General features: G+C 72.8%; 13 protein-coding genes. 10 read left to right on the forward strand and 3 right to left on the reverse strand.

The annotated features are described in order from the left end of the window. The first annotated feature begins 4 nt into the window (after positions 1-4). The 9 genes from ND450_RS16855 to ND450_RS16895 all read left to right on the forward strand — a co-directional run bounded on the left by ND450_RS16855 (position 5) and on the right by ND450_RS16895 (position 8,719). Positions 5-1,084, forward strand: a complete 1,080-nt coding sequence (locus tag ND450_RS16855) for an FAD-binding oxidoreductase (protein WP_253327065.1) — start codon at positions 5-7, stop codon at positions 1,082-1,084. Next, positions 1,081-1,263 carry a 2Fe-2S iron-sulfur cluster-binding protein gene (locus tag ND450_RS46060; RefSeq protein ID WP_371927721.1) on the forward strand — a complete coding sequence of 61 codons (183 nt, stop codon included), beginning with the start codon at positions 1,081-1,083 and terminating at the stop codon, positions 1,261-1,263. Before ND450_RS16855 ends, ND450_RS46060 begins: the two co-directional genes overlap by 4 nt. Continuing rightward, on the forward strand, positions 1,260-2,495 hold the full coding sequence (locus ND450_RS16865; protein ID WP_256557526.1) for an FAD/NAD(P)-binding oxidoreductase: 1,236 nt from the start codon (positions 1,260-1,262) through the stop codon (positions 2,493-2,495). Before ND450_RS46060 ends, ND450_RS16865 begins: the two co-directional genes overlap by 4 nt. Then, entirely contained in the window at positions 2,492-3,385 is an 894-nt protein-coding gene (locus tag ND450_RS16870) for a dihydrodipicolinate synthase family protein (protein WP_253327066.1), read from the forward strand. The genes ND450_RS16865 and ND450_RS16870 overlap by 4 nt, the downstream gene beginning before the upstream one ends. Continuing rightward, the gene (locus ND450_RS16875) at positions 3,382-4,374 is read left to right on the forward strand and encodes a proline racemase family protein (RefSeq protein WP_253327067.1); all 993 of its coding nucleotides are present in this window, start codon (positions 3,382-3,384) and stop codon (positions 4,372-4,374) included. Before ND450_RS16870 ends, ND450_RS16875 begins: the two co-directional genes overlap by 4 nt. Before the next feature lie 34 nt (positions 4,375-4,408). Continuing rightward, complete coding sequence (locus tag ND450_RS16880; RefSeq protein WP_253327068.1) at positions 4,409-5,047, forward strand: VOC family protein; 639 nt, start codon at positions 4,409-4,411, stop codon at positions 5,045-5,047. 98 nt (positions 5,048-5,145) lie between these two features. Next, complete coding sequence (locus ND450_RS16885; protein WP_253327069.1) at positions 5,146-7,530, forward strand: ABC transporter permease; 2,385 nt, start codon at positions 5,146-5,148, stop codon at positions 7,528-7,530. A gap of 35 nt (positions 7,531-7,565) precedes the next feature. Further along, on the forward strand, positions 7,566-8,126 hold the full coding sequence (locus ND450_RS16890) for an ABC transporter ATP-binding protein (protein WP_253327070.1): 561 nt from the start codon (positions 7,566-7,568) through the stop codon (positions 8,124-8,126). Then, on the forward strand, positions 8,102-8,719 hold the full coding sequence (locus tag ND450_RS16895; protein ID WP_253327071.1) for an ATP-binding cassette domain-containing protein: 618 nt from the start codon (positions 8,102-8,104) through the stop codon (positions 8,717-8,719). Before ND450_RS16890 ends, ND450_RS16895 begins: the two co-directional genes overlap by 25 nt. Positions 8,720-8,773: 54 nt before the next feature. Here ND450_RS16895 and ND450_RS16900 read toward each other — a convergent pair whose 3' ends face one another. Beyond that, positions 8,774-9,220 (reverse strand): Lrp/AsnC family transcriptional regulator, encoded by a 447-nt coding sequence (locus ND450_RS16900; RefSeq protein ID WP_253327072.1) that lies wholly within the window; start codon positions 9,218-9,220, stop codon positions 8,774-8,776. Next, positions 9,217-10,338 (reverse strand): Xaa-Pro peptidase family protein, encoded by a 1,122-nt coding sequence (locus ND450_RS16905; RefSeq protein WP_089911945.1) that lies wholly within the window; start codon positions 10,336-10,338, stop codon positions 9,217-9,219. The genes ND450_RS16900 and ND450_RS16905 overlap by 4 nt, the downstream gene beginning before the upstream one ends. A 104-nt stretch (positions 10,339-10,442) precedes the next feature. Here ND450_RS16905 and ND450_RS16910 point away from each other — a divergent pair, with 104 nt between their 5' ends. Beyond that, positions 10,443-11,387, forward strand: coding sequence for a 5'-3' exonuclease (locus ND450_RS16910; RefSeq protein ID WP_253327073.1), 945 nt, complete (start codon positions 10,443-10,445; stop codon positions 11,385-11,387). Here ND450_RS16910 and ND450_RS16915 read toward each other — a convergent pair. Beyond that, on the reverse strand, positions 11,384-12,553 hold the full coding sequence (locus tag ND450_RS16915) for a GNAT family N-acetyltransferase (protein WP_253327074.1): 1,170 nt from the start codon (positions 12,551-12,553) through the stop codon (positions 11,384-11,386). The genes ND450_RS16910 and ND450_RS16915 overlap by 4 nt on opposite strands. Positions 12,554-12,622 lie beyond the last annotated feature (69 nt).

A 12,622-nucleotide genomic window follows, 5' to 3' on the forward strand; every position in this document is an offset into this window, starting at 1 on the left:
GGCGATGAACCCGGACGTCGTGGTCTTGGGCGCGGGCATCATCGGGGCCGCGTGCGCCCAGGCGCTGAGGGCGCGCGGCCTCGAGGTCGTCGTCGTCGACCGCCACGGACCGGCGTCGGGCACCAGCTCGGCCGGTGAGGGCAACGTGCTCGTGAGCGACAAGGAGCCCGGCCCGGAGCTCGGCCTCGCCCTGGCGAGCCGCGCGCTCTGGCCGGAACTGGCGCACGACGCCGAGTGGGAGGAGAAGGGCGGCCTGGTCGTCGCCACCACCCCCGAGGCCGTGGCACCGCTGCGGGCCTTCGCCGCCGCCCAGCGCACGGCGGGCGTCGACGCCTGCGAGATCGGCCCGGCGGACGCGCTCACCCACGAGCCGCACCTCAACCCGGAGATCACCGCCGCCGTCCACTACCTCCAGGACGCCCAGCTCAACCCGGTCAAGGCAACCCGAACCCTGTTGCGCGGCATCGAGGTCCGCCGCGCCGAGGTGTCCACAACAGACGGACGCAGCGTCACCACGTCCGGCGGCGTGATCAGCTGCGGCGCGGTCGTCAACGCCACCGGCCCGTGGGCGCGCCACTTCGGCGTCAACGTGCTCCCCCGCCGCGGCGTGGTGCTCGTGACCACCCCGATCCCCGGCAGGATCCGGCACAAGGTCTACGACGCGGACTACGTCGGCGCGGTCGCGAGCGGCGACGCCGACCTCCAGACGTCGGGCGTGGTCGAGTCGACGCAGGCGGGCACCGTGCTGATCGGGTCGAGCCGCCAGCGCAAGGGCTTCGACGAGGCCATCGAGAGCCGCGTGCTGAAAGCGCTGGCACAGCGGGCGATCGCGATGTTCCCGATGCTGGCGGACGTCCCGGTGATGCGCGCGTACGGCGGCTTCCGCCCGTACGCCCCGGACCACCTGCCGATCATCGGCGAGGACCCGCGCACCCCGGGCCTGTGGCACGCCACCGGCCACGAGGGAGCGGGCGTCGGTCTGGCCCCGGCCACCGGAGCGCTGCTCGCCGACCTGCTCACGGGTGCGACACCCCTGGTCGACCCGTACCCGTTCCGCGTCGACCGGCCCGAGGTGATGGTGTGAAGGTGACGTTCAACGGCCACCGGCGCGACGTCGCGCATGTGGCGGAGTTGTTGCCGGGCAGGTACTTCTGCGGCATCGGCGTGTGCTTCGGGTGCGTCGCGGAGATCAACGGCGTGCCCGAGGTCCGCGCGTGCCGCCACCCCCTGCGCGACGGCGACGTGATCAGGACGACGCCATGAGGGTCGTGGTGGTGGGCGCGGGCCCCGCCGGGATGGCCGCCGCCCGGACCGCGGCGGACGCCGGGGCCGAGGTCGTGATGGTCGACTCCGAGCCGGACGCGGGCGGGCAGTACCTGCGCGGGCGGGCGCGGTTCTCGCACCCCGGGGTGGCGCACTGGAAGAACACCGAGGTGTGGATGGTGGAGGGCGGCACGCTGCACCTCCGGACGACCGGGGCGGGGCAGGGCGACAGCGGCACCTCCACCCCGCCGATCCCGCGCGTCCTCACCTTCGACTCGCTGGTCGTCGCGACCGGCGCCTACGACCGCCCGCTGCCCTTCCCCGGCTGGGACGGCCCCGGCGTCATCACCGCGGGCGCCGCCCAGGCCCTCGCCAAGCAGGGCGTCACCCTCGCCGAACGGGTCGTCGTCACCGGCACCGGCCCGTTCCTGCTCCCGGTCGCCACCGCACTGCAGGACCTCGGCGCCACCCTCGTCGGCGTCTACGAAGCCTCCTCCCCCACCCGCTGGCTGCGCGAGGCCAAGGCGATCAACGCCAACCGCCACAAGATCCGCGAGCTCGCGACCTACCGCAAGGTCCTCCCCCGCCTGGAGACCCGCACCGCCGTCGTCGCCAAGCACGGCGACCGCGTGACGGTCGCGAAGCTCGACAGCCAGTGGCGTCCGGTCAGCCACCGCACGGTGCACGCGGACCTGGTCTGCGTCGGCTACGGCTTCCTGCCCCGCGCCGACCTCCTGCCGGACGCGGCGCGCACCGACGGCTTCTACGTCGTCGACGACCACCAGCGCACCTCGGTCGAGAACGTCTACGCCGCGGGCGAGGTCACCGGTATCGGTGGCGCGGACCTGGCCGAGGCCGAGGGAGTCGTCGCCGGAGCGGCCGCGGCGCGCCGGCAACCGCCCGCGACAGCGCTGGAAGCGGTCAGGAGGGGCCGGCTCTTCGGGCAGGCGCTGGCCAGGGCGCACGCCGTCGAGCCCGGCTGGCGGTCGTGGCTGCGGCCGGACACCACGGTGTGCCGGTGCGAGAAGGTCCGGCTCGAAGACCTGACGAGCGCGAGCACCATGCGCGAACTCAAGCTCACCAGCCGTGTCGCGATGGGACGGTGCCAGGGCCGGATCTGCGCCCGCAACGCCGCCGAGCTGACCGGTGTCCCGTTCGACGGCCAGCGCCGCGTGATCGCGGTCCCGATCCCCCTGGGCGAACTCGCCGAACTCCCCGAGGAGCAGCCATGACCGAACGTCTCGACGGCGTCATCGTCGCCACCGCACTCCCGTACGCCGAGGACCCGTCGGCACCGGCAGGCCTCAGGCCCGACCTCGACAAGTTCGCCGAGCACTGCCGGTGGGTCGTCGAGAACGGCTGCCGCGGCGTCGGGCCCAACGGGTCGCTGGGCGAGTACTCGTCGCTGACCGACGCGGAACGCCGTGAGGTCGCGCGGACCGCCATCGCGGCCGTGAAGGGCAAGGGCATCGCGGTCATCGGCGTGCACGGCGTGGGCGCGCACCAGGCGCGGCACTGGGCCGAGGTGGCGGCCGAGGACGGGGCGGACGGCGTGCTGTGCCTGCCGCCCACGATGTACCGGGCCAACCGCGGCGAGGTCGTGCACCACTTCCGCGAGGTCGCGAAGGCCGGGCTGCCGATCATGGTCTACAACAACCCGATCGACACCAAGGTCGACCTCACGCCGGACCTGCTCGCCGAGCTCGGCCAGATCGAGAACGTCGTGGCGGTCAAGGAGTTCTCCGGCGACGTGCGGCGGGTGCTGGAGATCAGGGCCGCGGCCCCGCACCTCACGGTCGTGGCGGGTGCGGACGACGTCGTGCTGGAGAGCCTGCTGATGGGCGCGACGGGCTGGTTCGCGGGCTACCCCAACGTGTTCCCGGCGGAGAGCGTCGAGCTCTTCGACCTCGCTCTGGCAGGCAAGCTCGACGAAGCCCGGACGCTCTACGCGAAGCTCGTGCCGGCGTTCCGGTGGGACTCGCGCACCGAGTTCGTGCAGGCCATCAAGCGCTCCATGGACTACGTCGGACGCTACGGGGGCCCGTGCCGTCCCCCGCGCGGACCGTTGAGCGCCGAGCAGCTCGCGCAGGTCGACGCCGACATGAAGCTGGCCACGTCATGAGGTTCGCCAAGTACTTCAGCGCGGTCGACTCCCACACCGAGGGCATGCCGACGCGCGTCATCACGGGCGGGGTCGGGGTGATCCCCGGCGATACCATGGCCGAGAAGCGGCTCAACTTCATCAAGAACCACGACCACGTCCGCAGGTTCCTGGTGAACGAGCCGCGCGGCCACGCGGCGATGAGCGGCGCGATCCTGCAGCCGCCGACCCGCCAGGACGCGGACTGGGGCGTGCTGTTCATCGAGGTCTCGGGCCTGCTGCCGATGTGCGGGCACGGCACGATGGGCGTCGCCACGGTGCTGGTCGAGACCGGCATGGTCGAGGTCACCGAACCCGTCACGACGGTCCGGCTGGACACCCCGGCCGGGCTCGTGCTCGCCGACTACGACACCCGCACGAAGCTCGTGACGATCCGCAACGTCCCGGCGTACGCGCACGAGCTGGACGCGTCGGTCACCGTGCCCGGACTCGGCGAGGTCCGCTACGACATGGCCTACGGCGGCAACTTCTACGCGATCGTGCCGCTCGCAGACCTCGGGATCCCGTTCGACCGCGCGGAGAAGGACAGGATCCTGCGGGCCGGGCTGTCCATCATGGACACGATCAACGCGGTGAACCGCCCGGTGCACCCGGTGGACGCGGCGATAGGCGGCTGCAAGCACGTCCAGTTCACCGCGCCCGGCCAGGACGGCGCCCACTCGCGCAACGCGATGGCGATCCACCCCGGCTGGTTCGACCGGTCTCCGTGCGGCACGGGCACGTGCGCGCGGATGGCCCAGCTGCACGCCCGCGGTGAGCTCGGCCTCGGCGAGGACTACGTGAACGAGTCGTTCATCGGCACGCGGTTCATCGGCCGCCTGCTGGAGGAGGTCCCGCTCGGCGACCGCACCGCCGTGGTGCCGACGGTGGCCGGCCGCGCGTGGATCACGGGCATGGGCCAGTACCTCCTGGACGAGACCGACCCGTTCCCGGAGGGGTTCGTCCTGTAGCCACCTGGGTAGCTCTCCGTCGGAGGTGGGCCCGATGATCACCACTGAGTACGTGCCGGGTGCCCCGGCCTGGATCGGCCTGGGCACCTCGGACGAGGCCAAGGCCGCGGAGTTCTACAGCGGTGTGCTCGGCTGGGAGTACCAGCCGCTCGACACGCCCGGTACCGGCGTGTTCACCCACGCCGGCCGGACGGTCGCCGGGCACGTGACGTCGCAGTCGAGCTCGTGGACCGTCCACTTCGCGGGCAGCGGTCCCGAGGTGCTGCTGACCGATCCGCACGGTGTGGAGTTCGGGGTGTGGCACGGGCCTGCCGGGCTCGGCGCGGTGTCGGTGCCGGGCTCGCTCACGTGGCTCGAGCTGCACTCCCCCGCCCCGAGCGCGTCGGCGTCGTTCTACCGCTCGCTCTTCGAGTGGGAGATCCAGCTGATCCCGGGTGCGCCCGGCCAGTTCCTGCGGCCCACCGGCACGGGCGAGGGCGGGCTGTTCGGTGCGATCGTCGCGGACGCGCAGGCGTTCTGGCTGCCGTACTTCGAGGTGACCGACGTCGACCGGGCCGCCGCCTCGGCGCCGGTGCTCCTCGCGCCGCACGATCTCGACGGCGTGGGCCGGATCGCGGTCCTCGTGGACCCGTTCGGGGCGAGGTTCGGCGTCATGTGTTCCGTTACCTCATAAAGCTCCCGAAATCCGGGCACGCCGGTTAGCGTGCGCTGGTGCAGTTGCCGTGGAGAGCCGCGCCCGGGGCAGCGCTGTCGAGTCCGCTCACGTTACTGGTGAGCATCGCGACGACGTTGCTGCTGGGCTTCGTCGTGGCCGCGGCCGCACTGCACTCCTCCGCCGCGGGCAGTGCCGCGCTCGCCTACCAGCAGAGCCGCATGTGCCCCCAGTCCGTGCACCCGTCGCTGGACGGGGACGGGCTCCCGCTGCCGACGGCCGTCTCGATGGCCGCGCGCGGCGACGTGGGCGGCGCGTACACGCGGATCGGCAGGCCCGACTTCGGCGGACTCGCGACCTGGGGCCGGTTCGGCTACCGGCCGGACGCGGCGGCGCACCTGACCGTCGTGCAGGGCGGCGGCACCGGGCTGTGGGTGCCGCAGACGATCGCGACCGCCGCGAAGGTGCGGGTGGGCGATCGGCTCACCGGGTCGCCGCTGGTCGTGAGCGCGATCTACGCCGACCTCGCGCAGCCCGTGTCCGGGTGGTGGTGCTCCGAGGCTAAGACCGTGGTGCCGAACCCCCTGGGCGGCGACGGCGCCAGCACGTCGGTGATCTGGGTGGCCTCCCCCTCGGACCTCTCCGCGCTGCCCGAGGAGTTCTCCACCGGCGCCACGGTGTCGCTGCGGTTCCTCGCCGAGCCCCCGGCGACGCTCGGCGAGGCGGAGGCGCTGCGGGACGGCGGGAACGCGCGGCTGGCGGCGCTCGGGCTGCCGTTGACGCGGACGGACCTGCTGACCGGCGCCATCGCCGCGGCGCGGACCTCGGAGCGCAACGTCTCGTCCGCGCTGCTGCCGCTGGTCGTCATCAGCGTGCTGGTCGGGCTCGCGGGCGTGGGCACCGTGACCGTGCAGTGGGCGCAGCGCCGGCACTCCGAACTGCGGCTGCTGTGGGTGCGCGGGGCGAGTCCGCTGGCGCTCGGCTTCCGCGGCGTGCTGGAACTGGGGTTGCCGCTGGTCCTGGGAGGTCTGCTGGGCCTGGTGGCCGCGCGGCTGCTGCTGCCGCTGTACGCACCGGGGGTCGTGCTGGCCCCTGGAACGTTGTGGCTGGCGCTCGGTTTCGTGCTGGCCGTGGTGGTGCTGAGCCTGGCGGTGACGGTGCTGGTGGCGTCCTGGCGGGTGCACCGGACGTTCCAGAAGCAGGCGCGGACGCGGCGCCTCGCGTGGGTGCCGTGGGAGGTGATCGTCGCCGGACTGGCCGTGGTGGCGTGGATCCGCCTGTCCCACAACGGGCTGGGCACCGCGCTGAAGGCCGGGACGCTCCCGCGCGTGGACGTGGCCGCGCTGGCGTTCCCGCTGCTGGTGGTGCTGACGGCGGCGTTGCTCGCGACCCGGCTGCTGCGCTGGTCGCTCGGGTGGTCGCACCGCGTGCAGTGGTGGCAGGTCCCGGCCGCGCAGCTGGCCCTGCGCCGCCTCGCCGCGGCCGCCGGTCCCGTGACGGGGGTGCTGCTCGTGGGTGTGCTGGCGGTCGGCACGATCGCCGTCGGCAGCGCGGTGGCGGGCGCGCAGCAGTCGGCGCTGGACTCGAAGTCGGGCGTGTTCGTCGGCGCCAACAGCACGGTGCAGGTGTCGCAGGACGTCGCTCTCGGCCGGATCCCGTTGCCGTCTTCGTTGCAGGGCACCACAACGCTCGTCGGCATGAGCACGGGTGCGCTGGTCGTGGACCCCGCGACGTTCACCGACGCGGCCGTCCTCGACGACGCCGACGAGGTGCGGTCGCTGCTGTCCGGTCTGCGGCGGGACGGCGAGGTCGCGCCCGCCGTGCGCATCGGCCGGTCGCCGGACCAGGAGATCCAGGTGCCCGGACTGCCGCTGCTCAAGCCCGTGGCGTCACTGCCGTCGTTCCCGAAGCTCGGCACGCGCGGGTACGTGCTGAACCGCGAGTCGGTGCCGGCCGTCGAGCAGGTCGGCTCGTGGCACCTGTGGTCGTCGCTTCCCCTGTCCGCCTTGACTTCCGCCCTGCAGGCCGAGGGCATCCACTACACGAACGTCGCCGACCGCGCCCGCGTGCTGGACGGCCTGCCGTTCCTGACCGTCGAGTGGACCTTCGGCTTCGTGGCGGCGATCGGTGTCGTGCTGGCCGTGGTCGCCGCCGTGGCGCTGCTGCTGGCCGTCGAGGTCCGCCGCCGCCAGAACGCCGTCTCGGGCGCCCTGTCGACCCGCATGGGCATGCGCCCGTCCGTGCTGTGGTCGAGCCACCTGCTGGAAGTGGGCGCGCTGGCGTTGCTGGCACTGGGGATCGGCTCGGTCGCGTCGTTCGTGAGCGCGGGGGCGGCCGTGCCGCGCCTCGACCCCGCGCCCTGGCTGAACCCGGCTCCGGCGCTGCCGGACCTGGTGCCGTTGCTCGGTTCGATGGTCACCTGCGGCGCCCTCGTGGTGGTCGTGGCGGCCTGGCTGGCTTTGCGCGGTGTGCGCACCGCGCGGATGGGAGAACTGCTCAGGTGATCCGCGCTTGTGGCGTCGGGGTGTCCTACGGTTCCGTGCGCGCCGTCACGGACGTGTCGCTGTCGATCGCCCCCGGCCTCACCGTCCTGTCCGGGCCGTCCGGCTCGGGCAAGTCGACGCTGCTGCGGGTGCTCTCGCTGGTCGAACGGCCGTCCGCCGGCGAGGTGTTCATTCGCGACGTGCCGACGTCGTCGCTGTCGTGGTCGGAGCTGCGCACGTTGCGGCGCAGGGAGATCGCCGTGGTGTTCCAGAACCCGGCCGACAACCTGATCGCGCACCTGACCGTCGGCGAGAACCTCCGCGCGGCCGGTGCCGACGACTTCTCGCTGCTCGACCGGCTCGGGCTCGGCGGGTCCGCGACCTGGCGGATCGGCGCCCTCTCCGGCGGGCAGCAACAGCGGCTGGCGTTCGGGTGCGCGCTGGCGCGTGGCGCTTCCGTCGTCGTGGCGGACGAACCGACCTCGCAGCTCGACGTGCGGTCGGCCGACCTCGTGCTGGAGACGCTGGGATCGCTGCCGGTGCCGGCCGTCGTGGCGTCGCACGACCCGCGACTGGTGTCGCTCGCGGACCTGTGCATCCCGCTGGCCGCGTCGTGATCCGCGCGGACGGGGTGCACCGGGCGTTCGGCGGGGTCTCCGTGCTGCGCGGGGTGGACCTCGCCGTCGCCGCCGGTGAGCTGGTGACGCTGAGCGGGCCGTCCGGGTCCGGCAAGACCGCGCTGCTGTCGCTGTTGTGCGGCTTCGACCTCCCGGACAGCGGGTCGGTGCTGCCGGGGCAGGCCTCGTGGTCGGCGTGCGCCGTTCTGCCGCAGTCGCTGGGTCTGGCGTCCGAGTTGACGCTGGAGGAGAACGTGGCCCTGCCGTTGCGGCTGGCCGGGCGCGAGGTCGCCGGGGTCTCGGAACTGCTGGCGGAGCTGGGGATCGCCGGGCTGGGCGGCCGGTATCCGGGCGAGGTGTCGTTCGGGCAGCAGCAACGGGCCGCGCTGGCCCGCGCCGTGGTGGCCGGGCCCGCCGCGTTGCTCGCCGACGAGCCGACCGCGCACCTGGACGCCGTCAGCGCGGTGGCCGCGGTCGGGTTGCTGCGGCGGGTGGCGGACGAAGGGGCCGCGGTGCTGATCGCCACGCACCACGACGCCGTGCACGAGGTGGCCGACCGGGTGCTGGTCCTGGCCGACGGACAGGTTCGCTGACACGGGCGAGGTGTGCTCCTCGCCCGTCACAGCTCGCCCGTCCCGGCGCGACTGTCAGACCGCGGGCGGGCGGTCCTCGTACGGCGTCGAGAGCACCACGGTCGTGCGGGTCGACACGTTCGCGGACTCCCGGATCTTCTGGAGGAGCTCCTCCAGCGCCACGGGCGAGCCGACGCGCACGCGCAGGACGTACGAGGCGTCGCCCGCCACCGAGTAGCAGGCCTCGATCTCCGGGAGGTGTTCGAGGCGCTTCGGGTAGTCGTCCGGCTCGGACGGGTTGATCGGGAACAGCGAGATGAACGCGGACATCGGCAGGCCGATCTCCGCGCCGTCCAGGCGGGCCGCGTAGCCCTTCACGATGCCGCGCTGTTCGAGGCGCTTCACGCGTTGGTGCACGGCCGAGACGGACAGGCCCACGCGCTCGGCCAGGTCGGTGAAGCTGCACCGGCCGTCCGAGGCGAGTTCCTTCAGTATCGCTCTGTCGATCTGCTCGAGGGTCAAAGCACCACCAGGTCGTGAGGTCGGTTGTTGAAGGACTCGACGCCGTCCGGGGTGGCGACCACGATGTCCTCGATGCGCGCGCCCCAGCGGCCGGGCAGGTAGATGCCGGGCTCCACGCTGAAGGCCATGCCCGCCTCGAGCGGCAGGGAGTTGCCGCTGACGATGTAGGGCTCCTCGTGCACGTCCAGACCGATGCCGTGGCCGGTGCGGTGGACGAAGAACTCGCCGAAGCCCGCGTCCGCGATCACGGTGCGGGCGACGTTGTCGATCTCCTCGCAGGTCACGCCCGGCTTGACGGCTTCGACAGCCGCCTTCTGCGCCGCCTGGAGGACCGCGTAGGTCTCCCGGACGTCGTCGTAAGTGGGCTCGCCCATCACGTAGGTGCGGGTCGAGTCGGAGTTGTAGCCCTCGGCGACCGGGCCGCCGATGTCGATGACGACGACCTCACCCGCCTGCACCACGCGGTCGGAGTCGCGGTGGTGCGGGGACGCGCCGTTCGGGCCGGAGCCGACGATCACGAAGTCGGCGACGGTGTGGCCCTCCTCGACGATCGCGGCGGCGATGTCGCGCGCCACCTCGCGCTCGGTGCGGCCTACGCGCAGGAACTCGCCCATGCGCGCGTGCACGCGGTCGATGGCCTGGCCGGCCTTGCGCAGGGCGTCGATCTCGGCGGCGTCCTTGCGCATGCGCAGCTCGCGGATGATCGGCCCGGCCAGCGACTGCTCGCCACCGATCGCGTGGCCGAGCTTGATGGTGTGCAGGGCGGGCATCATGTCGGCCACAGCCGTGCGGTTGCCCTTGAGCGCGGCCTTGACCAGCGCGTACGGGTCCTCGCCGTCGACCCACGTGACGACCTCGACGCCCAGTTCGTCGGTCGGGATGGCCGCGTAACCCGGCTGCTCCAGCTTCGGCACGACCAGCGTCGGCGTGCCACCCACGGGCAGCGCGAGGCAGGTGAGGCGCTCGAACGAGTCGCCACCGGCACCGATCAGGTACCGCAGGTCCGAGCCGGGCGAGATGAGGAGGGCGTCGACGCCCGCCTGCTCGGCGGCGGCGGAAGCGCGGTCGAGTCGCGCACGCAGCGCGGACACGTCGATGGGCCCGGTGATCGTTGCCATGGTCGAAGCCTAGTGCGTTGCCCGCTCCGCCCGCCGCGCGCGTTCGCCACCCCCGGCGCGCCTGGCGGGCACGAGCGGCCCACGCCCTAGTAGCTTGTCCGTTCGTGAGCTCTCCCCTGGTGCTGCTCGACTCCGCGAGCCTCTACTTCCGGTCGTACTACGCGCTGCCGGACTCGATGACCGCGCCCGACGGCACGCCGGTCAACGCCGTGCGCGGGTTCGTCGACACGATCGCCCGCGTCATCACCGAACGCGGCGCGGCCCGCCTGGTGGCCTGCCTCGACGCCGACTGGCGCCCCGAGTTCCGCGTGAAGGCGCTGCCGTCCTACAAGGCGCACCGGGTCGCCGAGGACGCGGCCGACGGCTCCGAGGAGGTCCCGGACACGCTGACGCCGCAGATCCCGATCATCCTCGACGTGCTCGACGCCGCCGGCATCTGCACCGGCGAGGCCGCGGGCTACGAGGCCGACGACGTGATCGGCGCCCTCGCCCACCGCGAGACCAGGTCCCCGGTCGAGGTGGTCACGGGCGACCGCGACATGTTCCAGGTCGTGCGGTTCGAGCCCACGCCCGTGCACGTCGTCTACGTGGGCCGCGGCTGGAACAAGGCGGAGGTCCTCGGCCCCGAGGAACTGGCCGCCAAGTACGCGCTGCCCGTCGAGAACGCGGGTTCGGCGTACGCCGACATGTCCGTGCTGCGCGGTGACCCCTCCGACGGCCTGCCGGGCGTGGCGGGCATCGGCGAGAAGACCGCCGCGAAGCTCATCACCGAGTTCGGCTCCCTGGACGCCGTCCTGAAGGCCGTGACGGACCCGATGGACCGCAAGCTCACCACCAAGGCCCGCAACGCGCTCATCGCGGCCGAGGAGTACCTGGCGGTGGCACCGGTGGTCGTCCGCACCGCACTGGACGCCCCCGTCGTGCTGGACCGCTCCGACGACGTGCCGCGCGTGCCCGCCGACCCCGAGCGCCTGCGCGAGCTCACGCAGCGCTGGGGTCTCGGCAGCTCGGTGCCGCGCCTGGTGAACGCGATGGAGCGGCGTCCCTAGAAGAACGTCGAGCAGAGCGGGGCGACGGGGCCGGCGAACAACGCGTCGGCCACGTCGAACCGCGCGCCTTCGATGCGCTTGGTGGCGGCGAGGTCCGAGAACTTCGTGTCGCCGAGGTACACCGCCCCGAGCAGGTCCACCGGGATCGTGATGTCGGCCTGGTCGTCGGTGCGTCCGGCGCCGTCGGGCGAGATCCGGTAGCGGCCTTCGTTGGCGGGCAGCAGCTTGTCGTGCACCTCGATCACGACTGATTCGGCGCCGCCGTAGGTGCGGGCGGCCAGCATGCGCGGCACGTCCACGAGCCGCAGCCACACCTGGTCGTACACGTCCTTCGTGTGCACGACGCGCGGGTCCTCGAAGAGCCAGTTCAGCGGGTCGTCGAGTGCCGCGTCCACCTCGATCGTGTCGACCAGGTCGAGGCGGGTGAGGTAGATCCAGAGGTCGCGCCACGCGTCGTCGTTCGCCCACACGAAGTCCTCGACCTCCAGGTGGTGCCGGAAGTCCTTGTCCTCGGAGACCTTGTAGCAGAGGAAACCGTCGTCACCATCGGGTCCACTGTGGACGACGGTCACGAGGTTCTCGGCGCTGGTCTTGCGGTCCCGCGCCCTCGCCCACCAGCCGGGCCAGCGCGAGATCTCGCCGGGGCGGCCGAGGCCGAACGCGTCGTGCAGCTCGGGCAGCAGCTTGTCGGCGACGTCCGGGTCCACCATGCGCACCCGGCCCACCGGCGACCCCGGGATCACGGCCCTCTTGGCGTCGACCCGCAGGAACCGCACGCGGCCGGCGAGCCCGTAGCCGAACCGGCCGTAGATGCGGCCCTCGGACGCGCGCAGCGTCGCGACGGGGTCGGGGGTCGTGGAGAGTTGCTCGCGCATCAGGGCGCTCAGCACGCCACGGCGCGTGTAGTCCGCACGCACGCCTACTCGTGACACGGCCGAGTGCGGCACCACGGCACCGCCGGGCACCCGCATCCTGCCGCCGAAAGTCTGGGTCGTGCCGACCATCTCGTCACCCTCGAACGCCGCCAGCACCCGGCCGGGCTCGTAGGAGGGCAGCGTCACCGCCCACTGCTCGTCGGTGGGCGGACCCCAGTGCATCGCACGCCGGAAGAGCGTGTTGTGGGCGCGATACTGCGCTTCGTCGCTGAGAACGCGGATCTCCGTCACGCCCGCGATCGTCGCTCAGGGCGGCGGCGAACGCACGTCAGTTTCCTCACGGCGCCGGAACCAGGCGGG

The sequence above is a fragment of the Lentzea sp. HUAS12 genome, assembly GCF_024125735.1.
Lineage (GTDB): Bacteria > Actinomycetota > Actinomycetes > Mycobacteriales > Pseudonocardiaceae > Lentzea > Lentzea albida.

Coding starts and splice junctions, on each gene's coding strand:
- ND450_RS16855 (WP_253327065.1), top strand. CDS start 5: ATGAACCCGGACGTCGTGGTCTTGGGCGCGGGCATCATCGGGGCCGCG.
- ND450_RS16870 (WP_253327066.1), top strand. CDS start 2,492: ATGACCGAACGTCTCGACGGCGTCATCGTCGCCACCGCACTCCCGTAC.
- ND450_RS16875 (WP_253327067.1), top strand. CDS start 3,382: ATGAGGTTCGCCAAGTACTTCAGCGCGGTCGACTCCCACACCGAGGGC.
- ND450_RS16905 (WP_089911945.1), bottom strand. CDS start 10,338: ATGGCAACGATCACCGGGCCCATCGACGTGTCCGCGCTGCGTGCGCGA.
- ND450_RS16865 (WP_256557526.1), top strand. CDS start 1,260: ATGAGGGTCGTGGTGGTGGGCGCGGGCCCCGCCGGGATGGCCGCCGCC.
- ND450_RS16880 (WP_253327068.1), top strand. CDS start 4,409: ATGATCACCACTGAGTACGTGCCGGGTGCCCCGGCCTGGATCGGCCTG.